The organism is Prochlorococcus marinus str. MIT 9313 (assembly GCF_000011485.1).
In the GTDB taxonomy this organism is placed as follows: Bacteria; Cyanobacteriota; Cyanobacteriia; order PCC-6307; family Cyanobiaceae; genus Prochlorococcus; species Prochlorococcus marinus_D.
In genome coordinates, this window is sequence record NC_005071.1 from 763,563 (window position 1) to 784,333 (window position 20,771).

Genomic DNA, 20,771 nt, shown 5'->3' on the forward strand with positions numbered 1-20,771 from the left:
AATATACAGTTGGTCTCTTTCACGACCAAAGGATCAGATTGGGAAAGCTCGTGGCATCCCAATCTTTTAGTGGTGAAAAATCATCTTTAAATAGTGTTGCCAACGAACGCTCTTCTCTCTTTAGATCCTGAGGAGGATGCATTGCTTGCTCAGCACGGTCAGTACGCAGAAGACCAATTCGACGGCTCCCTGACCATTGAATCAACTCTTGAAGCAGTAACTCCAGCGATGCTTTTTTAAGTGGATCTGATGAAACCTCAGAAGAGGTTTTGACTCGTGGACATACACGCCATACAAAAAGGGGGCGATCCCATAGAGCAAGTAGACGGGGTGAGCTTTCTGCTATGAGCTCAAGTTCATTGCTTTTGGCCCAATCATGTGCACGGGTCCTCAGCTTAGCCAACGTCTCTCCGTTCACCTCACCGTCCCAGGCAACCACAACAAAAGGTCCAACTTCTGGAGCTTTATTCTCTGATTTGCCAGCATCAATCAAGTGTCCAAGTTTTTCCCGCTTAACAGCTAAATAAGCGGCGTTGTGATCTCCAGGACAGATCACTAGGGGGACACGACTTTCGACTTGTAAGCCATATCCACCCAGTCCAGCAATTTTGCGTGGGTTGTTTGTAAGTAGACGTAAACGGTGGATGCCAAGGTCAGTGAGAATTTGAGCACCAACCCCATAGTTGCGCAGATCTGCAGGGAAACCCAAACTTTCATTGGCTTCCACAGTGTCTAGACCGCCATCTTGAAGGCTATAGGCCTTTAATTTGTTAATTAGTCCAATGCCGCGACCTTCCTGGCGGAGATAAACAACCACGCCTTCACCTTCTTGTTCGATGCGAGCTAACGCTGCCTCAAGTTGGGGGCGACAATCGCAGCGCAGTGATCCAAAAGCATCTCCCGTAAGACATTCGGAGTGCATGCGCACTAAAACTGGTTCTTTCAGTTTTCGTGGATCGCCCTTGACAAGAGCAATGTGTTCCGATCCATCCAAACCATTTAAATAGCCGATTGCCTGAAAACTGCCAAAGAGACTTGGTAAATCGGCAGTGGCTTGACGGTATACAAAGCGTTCGTTCTCAAGACGGTAACGAATCAGATCGGCGATGTTGATGAGCTTGAGTCCCCAACGCCGCGCATAGTTTTGCAATTGCGGCAGTCTTGCCATTGATCCGTCTGAGTTTTGGATCTCGCAGATCACGCCAGCTGGAGCAAGCCCTGCCAGCTGTGACAAATCCACGGCGGATTCTGTATGTCCAGCCCTTTTGAGAACACCTCCTTGACTCGCTCTAAGGGGGAAAATATGTCCTGGGCGGCGTAGGTCTCTTGGACGAGTCTCCGGATGTAGGGCCACTTGAATCGTGCGCGCTCGATCCTCCGCTGAAATACCGGTAGAAACCCCTTTTTCAGGCCCTGCATCGATGCTTACGGTAAAAGCCGTTTGGTTGGCATCTGTGTTGCGATCAACCATCAGCGGCAGGTCAAGTTGATCTAGGCGACTGCCTTGCATCGCAAGGCAGATCAGACCACGAGCCTCTGTGGCCATGAAATTGATTTGCTCAGGCGTAGCGAACTGAGCAGCACAAATTAGGTCGCCCTCGTTTTCTCTGCGCTCATCATCAACAACCACAACGCATTCACCGTTTCGGATCGCGGCAAGTGCATCAGAAATTTCGTCGAAGCGGATCTCGACCGATTCAGCGGGTATAGGAGATGTCCTCAGGGCCTTAGGGATGAACGTACTGGGTTCATTATCGACACCAGTACGATCAGCCGGCGTCCGATGAAGGCAATGGAAAGTCCCCCTCGCTCTCCAGCCTCTGACATTTCTCAGGTTCGAGGCAGCCGAGTAGCGGTTATCGGCGCTACGGGCTACGGCGGTCTTCAAACCATCAGATTGCTTGAGGACCATCCCCACCTCCATGTGACCTACCTGGGCGGCGAACGAAGTGCCGGCAGGCGATGGAGTGAGCTTTGCCCTTTTTTACCCATCCTTGATGATCCTGAAGTTCAATCTCCCGATCCTGACAAGATCGCTGAATTCGCCGATTACGCAGTCCTCAGCCTTCCCAATGGACTTGCCTGCCAATTAGCACCGCAACTGCTGAAACGCAATGTTCGGGTTGTAGACCTCTCTGCTGACTTTCGCTATCGCTCACTGGAACAATGGAAACAAGTTTATGTCCATGAAGCTCAAAACCTCAATCGAGATGATGTTCAGCTTTGTAGAGAGGCTGTTTATGGGTTACCTGAATGGAAGGGACCTGAAATTGCAGTTGCAAATCTTGTCGCTGCACCGGGATGCTTCCCAACCGCAAGTTTGTTGCCCTTGCTGCCTTTTCTAAAGCAGGGATTGATCGAAAACGATGGTTTGATTATCGATGCAAAAACTGGCACCTCTGGTGGAGGGAGGGTGGCCAAAGAACAATTTCTTCTGGCAGAGGCCTCGGAGTCGATCATGCCTTATGGCGTGGTAGGACATCGACATACATCAGAAATCGAACAACTTGCTAGTGAGGTTGCCGGACAGCCGATTGAGCTTCAGTTCACACCCCATCTCGTACCGATGGTGCGTGGACTGCTAGCGACGGTTTATGGACGTTTGAGAGATCCTGGATTGACCGCTGAGGATTGCACAACTGTGCTTAAAGCGGTCTATCGACATCATCCCTGCATCGATGTTCTTCCTGTGGGAACGTATCCAGCGACTAAGTGGGTGAAGTACTCCAACAAAGCTGTTCTTTCTGTTCAGGTCGACAACCGCAACAGCCGGCTTGTCTTGATGAGCGCTGTTGACAACCTGATTAAAGGCCAAGCTGGTCAAGGGGTTCAATGTCTAAACCTGATGGCTGGATTACCACCAACCACAGGGATGTCTTTACTGACCTTCTACCCTTAATTTTGAGCTGCGTTTCTCCAATTCTGGCCTGCAAGAGCAACAGATAATGGAAGCAGTTGATGCTCCATGCGCTGGATCCTTTTGCTGAGGCTCTGATGGTCGTCTGAGCTCAAAACTGGCACTGCAGCTTGCGCAAGCACCGGACCGTCATCTACTTGAGGTGTAACCAGGTGAACGGAACAACCACTGATAGCAACTCTCGCTTTAAGTGCTTGCCCAACCGCATCTAAACCGCGAAAGCTAGGAAGCAGAGATGGGTGAATATTAATAAGGCGATTCGGGAAAGCAGCAATCAGGATTGGGGTGACGATTCGCATCCAGCCGGCCATCACCACGCCTTCTACAGCATGGTTAGTGAATGTCTTTACCAAGGCCTTATCCAGTTCTTCTCGACTACTGAATTCGCGATGATCGTGGATGACACAAGGCACACCTAGCCGTTTGGCCCGGAGACTTGCTTCACAATTAGGGTTGTTAACCACCAATATGGAAATATAAGCATCAAGTTGAGAATTTTGAATGGCTTTAACCAGGGCTTCAAAATTGCTGCCATTCCCTGATGCCATCACGCCAAGATTTAAGCGAGGGTTGAATTTTGGGCTGGCCTGGAGGGGTGGCCAGATCAGCGATCGCTTCGCATCCTTTTCATAGCAACTGTTCTGAAGAGGATTCGAAGCAGCACTGGTCAGACAAATCTCCTTTTTATCTAAGTTGTTCATCTTGTTGACGATTGAGAAGACCAGCTACATGCTCTAAGCACATCCAATTCACAACTTAATTCCTATGTGCAGCATCCAATTGGAACCCCTGCTGTGATCCATGATCTTTTTAGACAAAGTCAAGCCTTCAGATGGCTCAAAGCCATGATCAAGAACATCTTCCGTCAAGATACCCTTTTCCAGGGCCATTACAGTTGTTGCATAACGTCTGAGCTTGTTTTTGAGGTTGAGTGAGGTGGTCGAGGTTGTTGAAGTCCATCTTGATCTCTGTGACAAGGCAAGTCAGACCTTTAAGGTCAGCCTGAAATGGAAGCCAAGAACACATCGTCAGAGCTGGTCTTTGCCGATATGGACCCCAGGCTCATACACCATTAGAGACCATGTTCAGTATCTCCACAGTCTGAGCCTTTCTCAAGCCTCAAATGATTGTCAAGTGCAACGGATCGGCCCAAGTGCTTGGAAGGCTGATCTCGACACTCTTGATCTTGTCACCCTTGGCTATGTCATTGAGGCTCGACAGCTCACAGTGCGCACCTGCTACTTAGATCCGGAGTTTGCATCCCTTTGTCTTGCGGCAGCTGTGATGGAAATCGATGGTCAACGTTGGACTCCTCATTGCCTCACCTTGGCCCTGCCAGCGGGTTGGAATGCCTACGTTCCACTCGCTGGAGAGGAACCACTCTGGGCTAAGGATTTTGATCATCTTGTTGATGCTCCTATTCATGCTGGCTGTTTCGTTTCTCAGCCCTTTGTTGTCAAAAAAAATTCTCATCAACTTCTCTGCATAGGTGATCCTCCTATGGGATGGCCAGCAAACCTTGTGAATGATGTCAGCGCTATTTGTAAAGCTACCTGTTGTCTAATGGATGAACCTCCACCAGCAGGAGATCTCTACCAATTAGTGATTCATATGTTAGAAGCGGGTTATGGCGGTCTTGAACATGATTATGGTGCAGTTTTGCATTATTCCTGGCGGGCATTAACTGAGCCTGATGGCTATCGGAAGCTCCTACAATTGATAGGGCATGAGTATTTGCATCAATGGAATGTGAGACGTCTTCGACCCAGGGAATATCGACCTTACGATTATTCTCAAGCTGTGATAAGTGATGGACTCTGGTTTGCCGAAGGAATCACTAGCTACCTTGACCTCACCCTGCCATTCCTTGCTGGGCTGAGCGATCGCACAACATTACTAAAAGATTTATCTCTAGAGTTTTCACCTCTATTAATCAACCCAGGTCGTCAAGTACAGAGCCTGGCAGACAGTTCACGTGAAGCCTGGGTGAAATTGTATAAAGCAACACCGGCCAGTGCCGATTCACAGGTCAGTTACTACAGGCTTGGTGCTGCGATGGCCTTTTGCCTGGATGTTCGCCTACGCAAGCAAAACTCGTCTTTAACGCAAGTACTCCGTGACCTTTGGCGGAAGTTTGGGGGTAGTCATCGAGGTTATTCCAGGTTAGACATCAAAGCTGCCATCGCCAAGTTCGATCCCAATACTGCTAATGAGGTTGATGCATGGCTTGATCAACCTGACTCTCTCCCGTTGACTTCGATAGTTGCAGATCTTGGACTGAGGTTTGAAGAGAGATATTCAAACAAAAGAGAAACAGGTCTTACTTTAGTTGAACGAGAGGGGCTTGTTTACGTGTCAAGAGTTGCTCTATCTAGTCCAGCCCATCATGCAGGTCTTGTAGTTGGAGATGAATTGCTTGCCGTCGGCGGATTTCGATTGCGAAAGGTCGATGATTTATACAAACTTATCTCCAATGAAGAGCCTGTATCCATCACTTTTTCAAGGCGAGGACGACTTAGTGAAACAGCACTTTCGAGTGGTTTGCCCCAAGTCGATCACTGGGAGATTATTGTTGATTCTGAGGCACCATCTGAGTTAAGCAATCTACGGGATCGATGGCTTCAGATTATTTAACCACTCTGATTATGTCTATTAGGAGTAAAACTAAACGATTCCTAATCATAATCATATTTTCAATAAGTGGTTTGATAATATTCACCAGGTATACAAAGAATAGCATTCCTGATGATCAGTCAAAATTAAATCAAAGTCTCCAAAGCCGTCTAGAACGACTTGTGCAAGTCTCTGAAGAAGACAATCAAAAGTCAAATGACCTTCCATCAACTAGTCAACAAAAGCCGCCGCGAGCACTATCATGGTCATCTCCACTTTCTAAGCAATGCTCTGATATCGATCAAGGACTTAAGAAACGTCTTAACCACCGTCAACAGCAATTGGCAACTGAACGCAATTATGTAGTTATTGATTCATCGAATTATGGCAAAAGATATCGCTGGGATCTTTATGGCCGTCGAGTTGATCCGACTCCTAGTGTCGTAATTCTACATGAGACTACCGATTCGTATCAATCTGCACTCTATGCATTTAAAGATTATCATCGCAAGGATGAAGATCAAGTTAGCTACCACACATTGATTACATTGGATGGGCAAATCATTGATGTTGTAGACCCACTTAATAGAGCATATGGAGCAGGAAATTCTGCTTTTCTTGGTGAGTGGGTTGTGACAAATCCACGCTTTAAGGGATCCGTCAATAACTTCGCTTTGCATTTGAGCCTAGAGACACCATGGGATGGTCGCAATGGCTATCTAAATCATAGTGGTTATAGCGACAAACAATATGATTCTCTTGCTCTAGTCTTAGCAGATTGGATGGATCGCTTCAATATTCCCCCAGAAAATATCACTACTCATCAGCATGTTGATTTAGCAGGTGAGCGATCAGACCCCCGTAGTTTTGATTGGTCAAATCTACAGCGAAGACTAGCGGCGATTGGTTATCTTTGTGTAAGTAGCAATCCCTCAGATTAAGGGCAGCTGGGCTGAAGAACGTTGGGAATAAATCAGACCATGTAGTTCAGGGTCTTGCATATAACGAAGAATTCTTGCGGGATAGTCAAGCTTGCCATTATGAAGATAAGCCAGTGTGGCGATCGCCTTGGCATGTTTATAAGAGCGACTAGCTTGGATTAAGGCATTAGAAGGTAAGCCTAAGTCATCCTTTAGACGCGCAATCTTTCCTGCAAGTAACTCAATATTAGATTCTGGATTGAGAAGTAAATTACGAGCACTTGAAATTTGTTCTGCCGTTGGATGCTGAGGCAAACGTTTTTGATGGATGAGTTCAGAGATGCCTAGTTGGGCTGGCCCATGGGTCTTCAATAGACCGGAATGAGCCACAAAAGGGATGTTTTCGCCTGGTTTTGAATGCTGAATTTCATCAAAGAGGATCGCTGTGACCAGCATTGGGTTGACGCGGTATCGCTTGGACTCGCGCACGATCACAGGTTTTAATTCATCCAGTCGATTGACTGTCTGAGCTCGCAGTGGCTGGAGGTGATCAATTCCTTGTGTGAACAACTGAGCTAAAGGCGTCTGAGGGCCATGTACCCCGAAACGTTTTTGAAGATATCTGAGCTCTTCTGCTCTGAAATCGGTTGGATCAAGGTGATTAACGGTTGCAATATTCAGCGGTGGTGATTGACTTGTCTGGCTTGCCTGCCGGCCATAATTCTCTGTCATGAGAACCAAGAAAAGCGAAGCCAGGACTACAAAGTCGGTTAGTCGAAGACCTCTTTTGAGTGTTTGTAGGAGTCCGAAAAGAGTCTTGATCATCGCGCGAGGTTAGCCTGAGTGTCTGAGAAAATGAGCAGGCATTTTGATCGTGGATCGTTTCGAGCTGTGAGCGACGTGCATCAGCTGATGAGTTTCCCGGATTTCAGCGCCAGCGATGCCCATGTTCAGTGGCAGCGCTTTAACAATTTGCTTTGGCATCACAACGATCTTGGAATTTGGCTGGACATCAGCCGAATGCATATCAATGCAGAAGATTTTGAACGGCTAGGGCCACGCTTTGATCAGGCTTTCAAGGCCATGCAGGCTTTGGAACAGGGAGCTATCGCTAATACTGATGAACAACGGATGGTTGGCCACTACTGGCTGCGTCAGCCGCAGCTGGCGCCTGATCAAGAGGTCTGTGATCACATTGCCAAGGAAATTGACCTGATTGAGACCTTTGGCAGCAATGTGATCAATGGCCTCATCAAAGCCCCCAATGGCAAAAAGTTCACCGATGTGCTTTGGATCGGGATTGGAGGCAGTGGCCTAGGACCTTTATTAATGATTCGTGCTCTTCAGAATGCAGAGCAGGGATTGCGATTCCATTTTTTCGACAATGTGGATCCTGATGGCATGAGTCGCGTTCTTGGCAATCTTGGAGATGCCCTGAGCACGACTTTGGTGGTCACCGTCAGTAAATCTGGTGCAACTCCTGAACCACACCTCGGCATGGAGCAGGCTCGTCAACGCCTCGAAGCGATGGGAGGTCATTGGGCTGGACAGGCCGTTGCCGTGACGATGCTCAATAGCCAGTTAGATCAGCTTGCACAGAAGGAATCCTGGCTTAAGCGTTTTGACATGTTCGATTGGGTTGGCGGTAGAACAAGCATCACGAGTGCTGTTGGCCTTTTGCCGGCAGCTTTGATTGGTTGTGATATCCGCGCTTTTCTTGCTGGTGCTGCCCAAATGGATGAGGCCACACGTGTGTCTGATCTGCACAGCAACCCAGCATCTTTGATGGCCGCTGCTTGGTTTGTTGCAGGAGATGGGCTTGGGCGTCGTGACATGGTTGTTCTTCCATATAGAGATCGCCTTGAGGTCTTTAGTCGTTACCTGCAACAGCTGGTAATGGAGTCGCTAGGCAAGCGTCTAGATCGGGATGGCAATGTTGTTCATCAAGGCCTTGCTGTATATGGCAACAAGGGTTCAACTGATCAGCATGCTTATGTGCAGCAATTACGCGATGGTGTTGACAATTTCTTCGCCACATTTATTGAGGTGCTTGAGGATGTTGAGAACATACCGGCGATCAACAATGAGCATCCAGGTGATTTTCTCGATGGCTTCCTGCAAGGCACTCGCGCAGCGCTCAGCCAGGGAGGTCGTCAGAGCCTCACCATTTCGATGCGTCGATTTGATCCTCGTCGACTCGGCGCATTAGTTGCTTTGTTTGAGAGGGCAGTTGGTTTATATGGTGAACTTGTCAATATTAATGCGTATCACCAGCCTGGAGTTGAATCAGGTAAGAAAGCAGCCGCTGCCATCCTTAACTTGCAGTCTAGAGTTGAAGACTTGCTTGCTGATGGTGTCGAACGTTCAGCTGGAGAGATCCATCAAGTGATTGGAGATGGGTCAGAAGAAGCCATCTTTTGGATCATGAGGCATCTAACTGCGAATAAGCGTGGTTATGTTGCTGAAGGTGATTGGGGAATTCCGACTTCACTACGTTTCAGCAAAGGCTGATCATTTCTATGGCACTAGGTTCACCAACTTGCCTGGCACAATGATGATCCGTCTAGGCGATTGACCTTCTAACCATTTGACGGCGATGTCACTGTTTAAGGCCAATTCTTCTAATGTCTTTTTGTCTGCGTTAGCAGGTACCTGGATTTTTCCACGTACCTTCCCTTTGACTTGAATGACGAGCTCAATCGTTTCGAGAACAAGTGCGCTTGGGTCGATTACAGGCCAGGATTGTTGATGGATGCTTCCATGCCCATGAAGCTTCAGCCAGAATTCTTCTGCAAGATGAGGAGCAAAGGGTGCCATCAATCGAACTAAAACTGAAAGAGCCTCTGCAGCCACTTCATTACGTACCTTGTCTAGTTTTCCACTCAACGAGTTGGATAGCTTCATGAGTTCGGAGATGGCTGTATTCAATTGAATGTCACCACTTAAGTCCTCAGTTATTGCCTCTATCGCCTTGTGAGTAGCTCTTCTCATGTTGATCTCTTCTTCACTGAGATCAGCTGAATCTATGATCAAGTTTGCCGAAGAAATGGAGGCATTCTCACCATCAGTCTTAGGCCATGCAAAACTATCAATCAGACGAATAAGTCGTTGCAGAAAACGAAATTGACCTTCAACATCTGCATCATCCCATTCCAGGTCTTTCTCTGGTGGCGCTTTAAAAAGTATGAACATTCTAGCGGTGTCGGCACCGTATCGATCGATTACAACGGCAGGATCAACGCCATTATATTTTGATTTAGACATCTTTTCAAACAGGACCTCTAGTCTGTCTCCAGACTCTGGGTCCCTCGGATCACTATCATCACTAACAAGTTCAGGAGAAATATAACTGCCATTTTTAGCATTGCGGTAGGTAAGCCCTTGAACCATGCCTTGAGTAAGTAATCGATTAAATGGTTCTTTAAAGCCAATGAGGTTTCTATCGTGGAGTGCTTTTGTAAAAAAGCGTGCATATAGGAGATGGAGGATTGCATGTTCAATACCACCTACATACTGATCAACAGGCAACCATTCATCAACAATATCTTTATCAAATGGACGTTGACTATTGAGTGGATCAGCAAAACGTAGGTAATACCATGAAGAACACATAAAGGTGTCCATCGTGTCTGTTTCCCTGTGAGCTTTTTCACCACAAATAGGACATTTAACCTCAACCCAAGCCTGTTCTTGCGCTATGGGGGATCCTCCTTTTCCTGAAAGATCTATGTCCCTAGGAAGGGTTACAGGTAGGTCCTCTTGCGGAACAGGAACTATTCCACAGCTTGCACAGTGAATGATTGGGATCGGGCAACCCCAGTAGCGCTGACGAGAAATGAGCCAATCGCGCAAACGGTATTGCACTTTGCTTTGAGCCCAACCCTCAGAAGCTCCATGGGTTGTAATCGCAACCTTCGCTTCCTCTGTGGAGAGACCATCAAAGGCTCCAGAATTTACAAGAACTCCGGCCCCGGTCCAGGCTTGTCCATCATTGTGATGCTCGTCTGTATCTGGCAGCTGCACCACAATGCGTATCGGTAGTTCGTGGCTGCGAGCAAAGATGAAATCCCGCTCATCATGAGCGGGTACTCCCATAACGGCTCCTGAGCCATAGTCAGCCAATACGTAATCGGCAATCCAAACGGGTAGTGATTCACCATTGACTGGATTGATCACCTGTGCACCGATCGGGACCCCACGTTTTGGTTGGTCCTCAGCGGTGCGATCCTTGACGCTGAGTTGGCTTATAAGGTCACAGAATGCAGTAACGGCAAGACGTTGTTCCGGACTTGTTAGGGATTCCACCAAAGGGTGCTCAGGTGCCAAAACCACATAACTTGCACCGTGAAGTGTGTCTGGCCTTGTTGTGAAGACCGTGATGATTGAGTTGGCTACACCAGCGACTCTGAACTTGATCTCAGCACCATGAGAGCGACCAATCCAATTGGCTTGCATCGTGCGGACACGCTCGGGCCAACCAGTCAATTCATCAAGGTCATCAATTAACGCATCGGCATAGTCGGTGATTCGCAGGAACCATTGCTTGAGTTGTCGCTGTTCCACAAGAGCGCCTGACCGCCATGAACGACCCTCGCCATCGACTTGTTCATTAGCCAGAACAGTTTTGTCGACGGGATCCCAGTTGACTGTCGCTTCCTTCTGATAAGCCAATCCACCCGCAAAAAGTTCAAGGAACAACCACTGGGTCCAGCGGTAATAGTCCTGATGGCAAGTCGCCTGTTGCCGGTCCCAGTCAATCGACAAACCCAGTCGATCAAGCTGGGCCCTCATTTGGGCAATATTTTGGTCTGTCCAATCACCTGGATCTACGTTTCTGGCGATGGCTGCATTCTCAGCTGGTAAGCCAAAGGCATCCCATCCCATTGGGTGAAGTACCGCATCACCTCGCATGCGCTGCACCCTGGCAATCACATCGGTAATCACGTAATTGCGTACGTGGCCCATGTGAAGTTTCCCTGATGGATAAGGGAACATCGATAGGGCGTAAAAGCGTTTCTGGTTAGTTTCTGCGACTGGCGTTCGATCTAATCCTTGTCGTAACCACTCCTTTTGCCAACGCGTTTCAAGCTCAATAGGGTCATATCGAGCTGAGGATTGGCTGGAGGCAGACGTTGAGGGGAAAGACTCCGTCACGTACAAGTTTCACCAACTTTCGATCGTGCCATAACAAGATGACGCTAGGGAGTTGAGTTAGCCCAGTGGACGAATTATCAGTACAGCCCGACGGTTAATCAGTACAGGTTGACTCGATCCAGGCCGTTCCAGGGCAAGGAATTCCGGGTCCTGCCAAAGCAAGCGGCCTTCCAATCGGAGCCCATCAGCTAATTCAAGACTGAGAGGGATCTCGTCCCTAACCCAACTCTGAATCAGACGAATCCCTGGAAGGCTGGGATTGAGAGGGGGGGGCTCCATAGGATTGGGATCGTTACATGCTGGTTATGTTGCAGTTCAGCAAATATCAGGGACTCGGCAACGACTTCCTCCTGATTGATGGGCGTGAGGATCAGCTGACTCAACAAGTGATCAATCCTGATCCAGCCTGGGTACGAAAAATCTGTGATCGACACTTCGGGATTGGAGCTGATGGGCTGATTCTTGCTTTACCACCTAGGGCTGATGGTGATCTGAGAATGCAAATTTTCAATGCTGATGGCAGCCTGGCCGAGATGTGTGGCAATGGCATCCGTTGCTTAACACGTTTCTTAGCTGATATCGAAGGAGATTTGTGTGTTCAGCGGTGGAACATAGAAACCCTAGCAGGAATAATTTGTCCAGTTTTGCAGGAAGATGGACAAATTTGCGTCGATATGGGAACTCCATTCTTAGATCCAGAATCGATACCTACCACTCTGACAATCGGTTCTGCTGGATTGCCCCAGGGCGAGTGCCACTTGGGTAGTACATCATTGCATGTTGCAGCAGTAGGAATGGGTAATCCCCACTTGATCGTGCCTGTTGAAGATCTTGAAAATATCCCCTTTGAAAATTGGGGACAAAGACTTGAAAAACATCACGCCTTCCCAGCCAAGACAAATGTTCATTTCTTGAAGATACACAGCCCGAATCAACTTGAAATTCGCGTTTGGGAGCGTGGGTCGGGACCAACCCTGGCTTGTGGTACAGGAGCCTGTGCATCTCTTGTCGCAACTTGTTTGCTAGGTCTTTCTGATGACCATGCGGAGGTTCTTTTACCAGGTGGTGTATTACAGATCAGTTGGCCAGGACGTAGGGGTTCTGTTTTTATGACGGGGCCCGCTGAACCTATCTTTGACGGGGTTTTAACACCTCTTCTCTCACCAAGTCATGCTGAGGTCTTGCCTCAAGATGATCAGATTATTTGAAGACATCAAATAGTCTACAAACATTTATAGCTCTTGAATTTATAGAGACTCCTATCTTGGATAAGATAACAACCCTGAGGTTGATTCCCTTAAAATGGTGAATGATTGTTTAACTAGTATCTTGTTAGAGAGCTTGATCGCTCCTGCTTTTGATGCATTTGGGCATCACACTCGCATCGGTCTAGGAAAGGATGGACAGTTCTAGTTCGTGCCCATCTGAAATATATCTGGATGCTTGTGCAACGACTCCGCCTCGACCAGAGGTGATTCAACGCATCTTGGAAGTTCAGGAGAGTGCCTGGGGTAACCCCTCGAGTCTTCATGGCCCAGGTCTGATCGCTGCTGAATTACTTGAACGCAGTCGTCAGAAGATTGCCTCATGCCTAATGGCTAGCTCAACCGAGCTGGTCTTGACCTCGGGAGCTACAGAATCTATTCATTTAGGCCTTTTGGGCATGGCTCGTTCCATGCAGTCGGGCCGTCTAGTGATTTCAGCGGTAGAACATCCTGCTGTTCTTGCTGCAGCTCAGGCCCTCAAGCGTGAGGGATGGGAGGTGTGTTACTGGCCTGTTGATCCACTAGGTCGCGTCACACTTGAGGATCTAGATCTGATGCTTGCTGCGCCAACACGATTGGTCTCAATCATCTGGGGGCAAAGTGAGGTCGGTACCATTCAACCGATTGAGACGATTGGCTTAGCTTGTAGGGAAAGGGGCATTGTTTTTCACACTGATGCCACTCAAGTTCTTAGTCAGGGACTACTGCATTGGGCTGATCTGCCAATAGACTTACTTAGCGCATCAGCACACAAGTTTCAGGGTCCTAAGGGAATTGGTTTGCTTCTATTAAGACCTGAATTGATAGATGTTTTACAACCTTTGCAGGGTGGTGGTGGCCAAGAACAGGGGCTTCGGGCTGGTACTGAATCTGTCGCCTTAGCAGCAGGGATGGCGATGGCCCTCGAACAATTGAAACTATCCAGGTCAGAGTGCGCTGATGTTGAGCTGGCCGATCAGGTGAAAGTTCAACGAATGCGTGACTCGTTAAGAATCAACCTGCAGAATTTTCCTGGACTTCACTTCACCGGCGATCCAATCAATCGTTTGCCTCACCATATATCCATGCTTGTGGGATCAGGAGATGACCAGCCCATCTCTGGTAGAGCTGTTGTGCGAGAACTTTCACGACTTGGCGTGGCAACAAGTAGCGGTAGTGCCTGTATGGCAGGGCAACCTAAAAACAGTGCTGTCCTGCAGGCCATGCAGATCAAACCAGAGTGGCTTCAGTCAGGATTACGTTTCTCTCTGGGTTCATGGTTAGACGAAACACAGTTGGATCAGATCCCTGATCTTCTGCAGCAGGCCATGATTGCAGCAGCATCGCCAGAATGAGCCTTACTTCTAATCCTTAAATCATCCACCCCAGCCTGTGATAAAAACTCTTCCCGCTGACCTCCTCGAAGCCGAGAACATGGTTTTGGAGGCTCTACAAACCTCTTTAAAGGATCAACCCCTGGGGCGATGGGAGGTGAACTTGAAGTTTGAGGGCTTGAAATTGATGCCCGTGGCTCTACGCCTGATGCAGAATCTGCAAGAAGATGGGTTTGAGATTGTTCTTGTTTGGCCTGATATGGGTGGTGCAGCACTGGCTAAACACAATGCTCCTGAACTTGCTAATCAGATCTCTTCAATCAATGATTTGCTCGGTGACCTGAATGGAAAAGATGATGATCGTATCTTTTTGGTTGTTGCACCACAACCCAGCGATTACGATCAGTTTGAACTCCTCTGCAACAAACATTCAGGGGCTGTTGTCATGCTGAACGGCCGTTTGGAAGATAGTGCTGTAGGAATTGGAGGCGTTGCTAGACAACGTAGACGAGGATTTTTATGCTTTATGGCGTAAGGCCTATTGGCTTGAACCATTGGAGTCTGGTGCGTTGATGCGTTCGCACCCAGGCGAATGGATCTTGTTTCGTGCTGATGTTGATGGGTATCGAGAGACGACGACCTTCGACCAGCGTCCAGATGCTGAAGCCATCGACGCTGCTCTTATTGGCACTTAGTAGATCAAGCGGACATGAGGCAAACAACAGTAATCAGTTCATTGTTTGCATCGCTTGAGAGACCAATGGTTGACTTGATCAATCGGATCGGTCTCCGTATGGTGCATCTCTGAAGAGTTTTTATGAGTCGCCAAACCCTTTTGAAACAATTCACCCCTATTGATGGGATTGCCGCAATCGTGGCACTCATCGCTCTGGGGGGTGTGTTGTGGAGTCCGAAGTTAAGTCATTCATTGGCCAGGGCCACAGGCGTCATGAGGCCTGTGAAGGTTTCTGTCGATGTTCGCAACGTGCCTACAGCTGAGCCAAATGCACTGATCGAAGCTGCATTGGCCCAGGGCAGCACCAGTATCGTTATTCGCAATCAGCCTGCCGGTTCACTGAAACTTAAGGGCATCGAAGACCTCAGAAGCAAGCTCGTGGCGGTCCAGCCAGACGGCTCTGTCGTCATCGCAATGGATCCCAATTTGGCTGCCAATAGTGTTCTTGATGCTCGCTTCATACTTGAAGGTGACGGCACAGTCTCCAAGACGGGAGTTGTGTTAGCTGGAACAAAACTCAAAATTGGCACACCAGTTGAGCTAGAGGGATCCAGCTATCGAATCAACGGAACCGTGAGTGGTGTCAGTGTTCAATGAGGATTCTCCCTGCATGTTCCAAGATCGCTAAGAGAAACCATTCTCAATTGTTGATCCGAATTCTTGGAGCTGGGGGAATCCTGATCGGTTCAAATGTGAGTGCAGCACCAACTGTTCTTTCACCACCCCCTCCAGTTGCCATCCAGGGCTGGCCTTCTCTTCAATCTGGGCGACTCTGCCCTTCCTTGCAAAGGAGTTTCAAATCCTTACTCGGCCAAGGCTCATCGGCATGGAGCGTGAGCGTCTTAGATCGTCATGGTCAGCTCCTTGCAGACATCAACGGAACTATTGCCAAAGTTCCAGCCTCCAATCAGAAGTTGATTACAACTGCCTTTGCGCTCGATAAGCTCGGCCCTGATTTCAAGTTGCGCACCCAACTTTTACGACGCCCTGATGGGGTACTTGAAATCAGTGGTGAAGGAGATCCTGATCTAGGTATCACAGAGATACAACGCTTTGCGATGGCAGCTCTTGGTCAGGGTGGTTCGCGCACTTTTCGTTCCCATGACGATCTCCAATTACTGATCCGTGAGGAGCCTCAACAACGCTGGTGGCCTAGTGATTGGCACCCAGCTGACCGCATTTATGCCTATGGAGCACCGATCACCCGTCTTGCACTAACAAGCAATGCCCTTGATGTGGCTGTGACCAATCCAATTGGTCGTTTACAACGCTTGCTGGAGCGCGAAATACATCGGCAGGGGGGCAGCGCTCACTTAAGTCTTGTCAACCACGACCAGGTGAAGACAAGTTCTGCCCAGTCAGTTCTTCTTCATGAGGAAGATTCCGCACCAATGCATGCGTTGGTGAGTCTTGCTAATGCGGAGAGCCATAACTTCACAGCAGAGGTGCTGCTTCGACACGCCGCAAAAAGCTGGGATGTGAGGCTTGCCTCCAGGGAGGCTATGCGCTGGATGCAACGACAAAATCTTCCTCTGACAGGACTACGCATAGCCGACGGCAGCGGGCTCTCAAGGAACAACCGAATGAGCAGCCAAACTCTGGCGACTTTGTTGATGCGAATGGGTCATCACCCTCTTGCTCCCTACTATCAAGCCTCAATGGCCATCGCCGGACAGCGTGGAACGTTGCGCAAACTGTTTAGAGGTACTTCACTAGAAGGGAAATTCTGGGGGAAAACAGGCACTCTCAATGGAGTGCGTTCTATCTCAGGAATTCTTGAGACAGAAGATGGACCACGATACGTGAGTGCAATAGCTAATGGCGCCAGCTCACCAAATAGAACAATCGGCTTGTTGTTGAAGGCTATCCAACGCTTCAGCCCGTGTTCTTCATCGCTCTCAACTTCGAAGTAGCTCTACGCCCCCGGTTGATCGGTACGGCCTTGTCTGTGTGTTGGTCAGTTGAACCGCGACTGTCATGACTGCTAATAGTTTGAATTTTCACCAGCTCTTGGCGACCAGCAATGATGACTTGAGCGATTTCTTTGAGGCGCTGCTCAAGTTCTCCAAGGGTCTGTTCGGCATAACGGTTTGCACCGTCCTGGACACCAGCAGCTTCTTGACGACTGCGCTGAATAAGTGACTCACATTGCTGGTGAGTTTGCTGCCTGAACTGAAGAGCATCGTTATGTAGCCGTTCAGCTTCGTTCTGAGCTTCCTTCTGGAGTCGTGAACCCTCTGATCTGATCTGATCTAGTTCTTGAATTGCTTGTTGACGGTTGCGTTCGTGCTGTTCGGTCAGCTGCCTCTTGATATCTATGGCTTCACGATCCAGCTGTTGTCGACGCTCCAGGGCCTCCTGCTCAAGTTGCTGTCGACGGCTAGAGAACTGCTGCTCAAGCTGAACAAGTTTCGACTGCATCTCATGTTCCAGCTGAACAGATTGCTGCCTGGTTGCTTGTAGCAGCTGTTCGCATTGTTGGCGGCTCTGATCACGAAGCTCGGCAACCTGTTTTTCCGCTTCTTGACGAATGGAAGCTGCATTGACCAATTGCTCGCGCTGTTGATTGGCCTGGTGAACGATCTCTTCGGCTTGTTTTCGCGCAGTTGTGATGAAATCATCACGTTTCTGTAGCAACTGATCGGCCTGGTTCACTTGCCCAGGGAGGGTCTCTCGAACGGCGTCAAGCACTTCGATCGCTTCCTGTTCATTCACTAGGCGAGCGCCACTAAAGGGGATACGGCTGCCTTCCAGAACTATCTCTTCGAGTTGGTCGAGCTGTTCGAGAACGGTGAACCTAGGCTCGCTCATCACAGTTTTAGTTTTAAAGCTCAATTAAATAACCTGTGGAGGTCTTGTGCCACCACCTCAGGCACCATGTGATCAATATTGCCACCAAAACGGGCGACTTCCTTCACCATAGAACTACTGAGAAAGCTGTGATGAGCAGCAGTCGCAAGGAAGATTGTCTCAAAATCAGGAGCCAGGGAGCGGTTTGTATGAGCAATTTGGAGCTCATACTCAAAATCACTCATCGCCCGAAGACCACGCAGGATCAGATCAACCTGATTGTGACGAGCACAGCTCACTGTGAGGCCTTCAAAGCAGATCACGCTTACACCCTTGCAATGTGCTGTAGCCACATGAATCTGGTTAAACCTCTGTTGCAAGGTGAATGTTGACGTTTTGGCAGGGTTGCTCAAAACCGCTACCACAACCTCTCCGAATAGTGCGCAGCCACGCTCAATCAAATCCAGATGACCAAGCGTTAAAGGGTCAAAGCTGCCTGGGTAAAGGGCCCTCATGATCCAATCAAACCACTTCTGGATCCTATGCAGAGAGGTGCTGCTTAGAGTTGGTAAATCTGATGAGATGCTCAATGACACTGGATCTAGAAGCGAAAAAGGTTTTGCTTCGCAAAATCCCCCATGGTCTTTTTATTTGTGGAGTCCGCGAAGGTGATGAAATCAACGGCTTTACAGCAAGTTGGGTGACCCAAGGGTCGTTCGAACCTCCCCTTGTTGTTATGGCAGTTCGATCAGAGGGAAGCAGTCATGGAATCATTGAGCGAACGAAGCATTTCTCGCTCAATGTGCTTCGGGCTGATCAGAAAGAACTTGCGGCAGTTTTCTTCAAGCCACAGTCGGCGATGGGAGGGCGCTTTGAGTCAGCCCCCTTTCGTTATGGCGAATTGGGTCTACCCCTACTAGAGGATGCTATTGGAGGGGTTGAGTGTGAACTTGTGGGCCAGGTCGTCCATGGTGATCACACTGTGTTCGTCGGAGAAGTGAAATCAGCCCATCTAAATCAGGATGGGGATGCGCTTAACCTCGCTTCAACGGGTTGGTCATACGGCGGTTGAAAATAATTTGAGCAACGCTTCTCAGCGCACCATCCTTCTAAAGGATGAAAATAGACTTGAGCAAAGGCTTAAGGAGATTCCAGCTGAACCTGGTTGTTATCTCATGCGTGATGTAGAAGACAGGTTGTTATATGTTGGAAAATCAAAATGTTTGCGAAATCGAGTCAGAAGCTATTTCCGAAGTAGCAGTGATCATGGGCCGCGTATTCGATTGATGGTGCGACAAATTGCTGAGATTGAATTTATCGTTACTGATAGCGAGGCTGAATCCTTAGTCCTGGAATCTAATCTGATCAAAAATCAACAACCACATTTCAATGTGTTGTTAAAAGATGACAAGAAATATCCATATCTTTGCATAACATGGAGCGAGGAATATCCACGTATCTTTATCACAAGAAGGCGACGTTTCCGAAATAAGAATGATCGCTTCTATGGTCCATATGTAGATGTAGGACTATTACGTAGAACCTTATTACTAGTCAAACGTTCGTTCCCGCTGAGACAACGACCACGGCCACTGCATCAGGATCGCACCTGCCTTAACTATTCAATTGGACGTTGCCCTGGCGTATGCCAGCAGAAGATCACACCACAGGATTATCATCAAGTTCTTCGCAAAGTTGCGATGGTCTTTCAGGGCAGGAATCAAGAGCTTAAGGTTTTGCTTGAGAAGCAAATGGAACGCTATTCAGATCGAATGGACTATGAGTCAGCCGCTAATATAAGGGATCAGATTAAAGGGTTAGAACAACTGACAGAAGGACAGAAGATGAGCTTGCCAGATTCAAGCGTAAGCCGAGATGTACTAGCCATTGCAAGTGATCATAGGGTTGCTGCAGTTCAGCTTTTTCAGATGCGTGCAGGTAAACTTGTTAATCGTCTTGGCTTTACTGCTGATGCAGTCGATCAAACTCTTGGAAGTGTACTCCAGCGAGTTATCGAAGAACATTACAGTCAAGTAGATGCTGTAGAGGTGCCGCCAGAAGTTCTTGTTCAATACTCATTACCTCAGCAAGAATTGCTAGTTGATTGGCTCAGTGAGCACCGAGGTCGGCGTGTTCAAATCAGTTGTCCTCAACGCCAAGCGAAAGCAGAGTTGATAGAACTTGTTGAACGCAATGCAGTATTTGAACTATCGCGTGCGAAGAGTGGGCAGCAGCAACAGGAATTGGCAACAGAGGATCTAGCCCAGTTGCTTGAACTCACGACACAACCAAGAAGAATCGAAGGATATGATATTAGTCATATCCAAGGAAGTGATGCTGTTGCATCACAGGTTGTATTTATCGATGGGCTTCCCGCTAAACAGCATTACCGAAAGTATAAAATTAAAAGTAGCAGTATCAAATCTGGCCATAGCGATGACTTCATGGCGATGGCTGAGATTATGCGCCGTCGCTTTCGTCGTTGGGCAAGGGTGAAGCAAGAAGGATCCAATTTTGAAAACCTGCAGCGTTGCAGTGGCAGTGCCTTGCAGACAGATGGTCTCAATGATTGGCCTGATGTGGTGATGATTGATGGCGGTAAGGGGCAGCTTTCATCAGCCATGGAAGCTTTACGAGAGCTTGACCTTCATGAGGATCTCGTCGTTTGTTCATTGGCTAAGAAGCATGAACAGATCTTTGTACCTGGACAAAGCAAACCATTGGATTCTGATCCTGATCAGTTGGGTGTAGTCCTTTTAAGGCGGCTTCGCGATGAAGCACATCGCTTTGCAGTGAGTTATCACCGCCAACAAAGAGGGGTAAGAATGAACCGATCGCGGCTTACAGACATCCCTGGACTTGGGCCTAGGCGTGTCCGTGACCTTCTTGCCCACTTTCAATCCATTGATGCTATTCAGTTGGCTAGCGTCCAGCAAATTAGTCAGGCACCAGGGCTTGGACCAGCACTTGCCTTACAGGTTTGGACCTATTTCCACCCTGAAGCCGATATTGCGTTGGAGGAGGTTGCCTGATCAAGACGGATCACTTTTTTTAACTCTCACT

The 20,771-nt window shown here is 48.4% G+C and carries 19 protein-coding genes; 12 read left to right on the forward strand and 7 right to left on the reverse strand.

Features of this window, described 5'->3' with window-relative positions:
* Positions 1-19: 19 nt before the first annotated feature.
* Positions 20-1,912 (reverse strand): bifunctional 3,4-dihydroxy-2-butanone-4-phosphate synthase/GTP cyclohydrolase II, encoded by a 1,893-nt coding sequence (ribBA, locus tag AKG35_RS03695; protein ID WP_236069651.1) that lies wholly within the window; start codon positions 1,910-1,912, stop codon positions 20-22.
* On the opposite strand from ribBA, the gene argC reads away from it, so the two are divergent.
* Positions 1,793-2,899 (forward strand): N-acetyl-gamma-glutamyl-phosphate reductase, encoded by a 1,107-nt coding sequence (gene argC / locus AKG35_RS03700; protein ID WP_052646217.1) that lies wholly within the window; start codon positions 1,793-1,795, stop codon positions 2,897-2,899. The genes ribBA and argC overlap by 120 nt on opposite strands.
* On the opposite strand, the gene purN is transcribed toward argC, so the two are convergent.
* Positions 2,896-3,618: a phosphoribosylglycinamide formyltransferase gene (gene purN, locus AKG35_RS03705; RefSeq protein ID WP_011130088.1), complete on the reverse strand. Its 723-nt coding sequence runs from the start codon at positions 3,616-3,618 to the stop codon at positions 2,896-2,898. The genes argC and purN overlap by 4 nt on opposite strands.
* 235 nt (positions 3,619-3,853) lie before the next feature.
* On the opposite strand from purN, the gene AKG35_RS03710 reads away from it, so the two are divergent.
* Positions 3,854-5,551, forward strand: a complete 1,698-nt coding sequence (locus AKG35_RS03710) for a PDZ domain-containing protein (protein WP_011130089.1) — start codon at positions 3,854-3,856, stop codon at positions 5,549-5,551.
* Entirely contained in the window at positions 5,533-6,471 is a 939-nt protein-coding gene (locus AKG35_RS03715) for an N-acetylmuramoyl-L-alanine amidase (RefSeq protein ID WP_011130090.1), read from the forward strand. Before AKG35_RS03710 ends, AKG35_RS03715 begins: the two co-directional genes overlap by 19 nt.
* On the opposite strand, the gene AKG35_RS03720 is transcribed toward AKG35_RS03715, so the two are convergent.
* Positions 6,463-7,275, reverse strand: coding sequence for a hypothetical protein (locus AKG35_RS03720; protein WP_011130091.1), 813 nt, complete (start codon positions 7,273-7,275; stop codon positions 6,463-6,465). The two genes, AKG35_RS03715 and AKG35_RS03720, sit on opposite strands and share 9 nt — an antisense overlap.
* Before the next feature lie 87 nt (positions 7,276-7,362).
* Between AKG35_RS03720 and AKG35_RS03725 the strand changes: the two genes are divergently transcribed.
* On the forward strand, positions 7,363-8,961 hold the full coding sequence (locus AKG35_RS03725) for a glucose-6-phosphate isomerase (RefSeq protein WP_041384970.1): 1,599 nt from the start codon (positions 7,363-7,365) through the stop codon (positions 8,959-8,961).
* A gap of 6 nt (positions 8,962-8,967) precedes the next feature.
* Here the strand turns inward: AKG35_RS03725 and leuS are convergent, their stop codons facing one another.
* Both leuS and AKG35_RS03735 read right to left on the reverse strand, forming a co-directional pair.
* The gene (gene leuS, locus AKG35_RS03730) at positions 8,968-11,604 is read right to left on the reverse strand and encodes a leucine--tRNA ligase (protein WP_011130093.1); all 2,637 of its coding nucleotides are present in this window, start codon (positions 11,602-11,604) and stop codon (positions 8,968-8,970) included.
* Between the two features lie 57 nt (positions 11,605-11,661).
* On the reverse strand, positions 11,662-11,883 hold the full coding sequence (locus AKG35_RS03735) for an Hfq-related RNA-binding protein (RefSeq protein ID WP_041384325.1): 222 nt from the start codon (positions 11,881-11,883) through the stop codon (positions 11,662-11,664).
* A gap of 17 nt (positions 11,884-11,900) precedes the next feature.
* On the opposite strand from AKG35_RS03735, the gene dapF reads away from it, so the two are divergent.
* The 6 genes from dapF (at position 11,901) to AKG35_RS03760 (ending at position 16,831) form a co-directional block, all read left to right on the forward strand.
* Positions 11,901-12,812 carry a diaminopimelate epimerase gene (dapF, locus tag AKG35_RS03740; protein WP_011130094.1) on the forward strand — a complete coding sequence of 304 codons (912 nt, stop codon included), beginning with the start codon at positions 11,901-11,903 and terminating at the stop codon, positions 12,810-12,812.
* A 191-nt stretch (positions 12,813-13,003) separates the two neighbouring features.
* Positions 13,004-14,203, forward strand: coding sequence for a cysteine desulfurase family protein (locus AKG35_RS03745; RefSeq protein ID WP_011130095.1), 1,200 nt, complete (start codon positions 13,004-13,006; stop codon positions 14,201-14,203).
* A gap of 79 nt (positions 14,204-14,282) precedes the next feature.
* A complete protein-coding gene (locus AKG35_RS03750; protein WP_268869580.1) occupies positions 14,283-14,717 on the forward strand; it encodes a DUF1995 family protein in 435 nt (144 codons plus the stop codon).
* Positions 14,718-14,736: 19 nt separating this feature from the next.
* Positions 14,737-14,877: a hypothetical protein gene (locus AKG35_RS13610; protein WP_268869576.1), complete on the forward strand. Its 141-nt coding sequence runs from the start codon at positions 14,737-14,739 to the stop codon at positions 14,875-14,877.
* Positions 14,878-14,999: 122 nt separating this feature from the next.
* Positions 15,000-15,515 carry a DUF4330 domain-containing protein gene (locus tag AKG35_RS03755; RefSeq protein ID WP_011130097.1) on the forward strand — a complete coding sequence of 172 codons (516 nt, stop codon included), beginning with the start codon at positions 15,000-15,002 and terminating at the stop codon, positions 15,513-15,515.
* Entirely contained in the window at positions 15,512-16,831 is a 1,320-nt protein-coding gene (locus AKG35_RS03760; RefSeq protein ID WP_011130098.1) for a D-alanyl-D-alanine carboxypeptidase/D-alanyl-D-alanine-endopeptidase, read from the forward strand. Before AKG35_RS03755 ends, AKG35_RS03760 begins: the two co-directional genes overlap by 4 nt.
* On the opposite strand, the gene AKG35_RS03765 is transcribed toward AKG35_RS03760, so the two are convergent.
* Positions 16,794-17,729: a hypothetical protein gene (locus AKG35_RS03765; protein ID WP_011130099.1), complete on the reverse strand. Its 936-nt coding sequence runs from the start codon at positions 17,727-17,729 to the stop codon at positions 16,794-16,796. The genes AKG35_RS03760 and AKG35_RS03765 overlap by 38 nt on opposite strands.
* 20 nt (positions 17,730-17,749) lie before the next feature.
* Complete coding sequence (coaD, locus tag AKG35_RS03770; protein WP_011130100.1) at positions 17,750-18,223, reverse strand: pantetheine-phosphate adenylyltransferase; 474 nt, start codon at positions 18,221-18,223, stop codon at positions 17,750-17,752.
* A gap of 74 nt (positions 18,224-18,297) precedes the next feature.
* Between coaD and AKG35_RS03775 the strand changes: the two genes are divergently transcribed.
* Positions 18,298-18,780, forward strand: coding sequence for a flavin reductase family protein (locus tag AKG35_RS03775; RefSeq protein WP_041384326.1), 483 nt, complete (start codon positions 18,298-18,300; stop codon positions 18,778-18,780).
* Positions 18,737-20,740, forward strand: a complete 2,004-nt coding sequence (gene uvrC, locus AKG35_RS03780) for an excinuclease ABC subunit UvrC (RefSeq protein ID WP_011130102.1) — start codon at positions 18,737-18,739, stop codon at positions 20,738-20,740. The genes AKG35_RS03775 and uvrC overlap by 44 nt, the downstream gene beginning before the upstream one ends.
* Positions 20,741-20,771 lie beyond the last annotated feature (31 nt).

What these genes read in the sequence shown, in the direction of transcription:
- AKG35_RS03715 (WP_011130090.1), top strand. Translation starts at nt 5,533, where the DNA reads ATGGCTTCAGATTATTTAACCACTCTGATTATGTCTATTAGGAGTAAA.
- AKG35_RS03720 (WP_011130091.1), bottom strand. Translation starts at nt 7,275, where the DNA reads ATGATCAAGACTCTTTTCGGACTCCTACAAACACTCAAAAGAGGTCTT.
- uvrC (WP_011130102.1), top strand. Translation starts at nt 18,737, where the DNA reads ATGCGCTTAACCTCGCTTCAACGGGTTGGTCATACGGCGGTTGAAAAT.
- coaD (WP_011130100.1), bottom strand. Translation starts at nt 18,223, where the DNA reads ATGAGGGCCCTTTACCCAGGCAGCTTTGACCCTTTAACGCTTGGTCAT.
- AKG35_RS03775 (WP_041384326.1), top strand. Translation starts at nt 18,298, where the DNA reads ATGACACTGGATCTAGAAGCGAAAAAGGTTTTGCTTCGCAAAATCCCC.
- AKG35_RS03750 (WP_268869580.1), top strand. Translation starts at nt 14,283, where the DNA reads ATGGTTTTGGAGGCTCTACAAACCTCTTTAAAGGATCAACCCCTGGGG.
- AKG35_RS03745 (WP_011130095.1), top strand. Translation starts at nt 13,004, where the DNA reads ATGGACAGTTCTAGTTCGTGCCCATCTGAAATATATCTGGATGCTTGT.
- purN (WP_011130088.1), bottom strand. Translation starts at nt 3,618, where the DNA reads ATGAACAACTTAGATAAAAAGGAGATTTGTCTGACCAGTGCTGCTTCG.
- ribBA (WP_236069651.1), bottom strand. Translation starts at nt 1,912, where the DNA reads ATGGTCCTCAAGCAATCTGATGGTTTGAAGACCGCCGTAGCCCGTAGC.
- AKG35_RS03760 (WP_011130098.1), top strand. Translation starts at nt 15,512, where the DNA reads ATGAGGATTCTCCCTGCATGTTCCAAGATCGCTAAGAGAAACCATTCT.
- dapF (WP_011130094.1), top strand. Translation starts at nt 11,901, where the DNA reads ATGCTGGTTATGTTGCAGTTCAGCAAATATCAGGGACTCGGCAACGAC.
- AKG35_RS03725 (WP_041384970.1), top strand. Translation starts at nt 7,363, where the DNA reads ATGAGTTTCCCGGATTTCAGCGCCAGCGATGCCCATGTTCAGTGGCAG.
- AKG35_RS03755 (WP_011130097.1), top strand. Translation starts at nt 15,000, where the DNA reads ATGAGTCGCCAAACCCTTTTGAAACAATTCACCCCTATTGATGGGATT.
- AKG35_RS03735 (WP_041384325.1), bottom strand. Translation starts at nt 11,883, where the DNA reads ATGGAGCCCCCCCCTCTCAATCCCAGCCTTCCAGGGATTCGTCTGATT.
- argC (WP_052646217.1), top strand. Translation starts at nt 1,793, where the DNA reads ATGGAAAGTCCCCCTCGCTCTCCAGCCTCTGACATTTCTCAGGTTCGA.
- AKG35_RS03765 (WP_011130099.1), bottom strand. Translation starts at nt 17,729, where the DNA reads ATGAGCGAGCCTAGGTTCACCGTTCTCGAACAGCTCGACCAACTCGAA.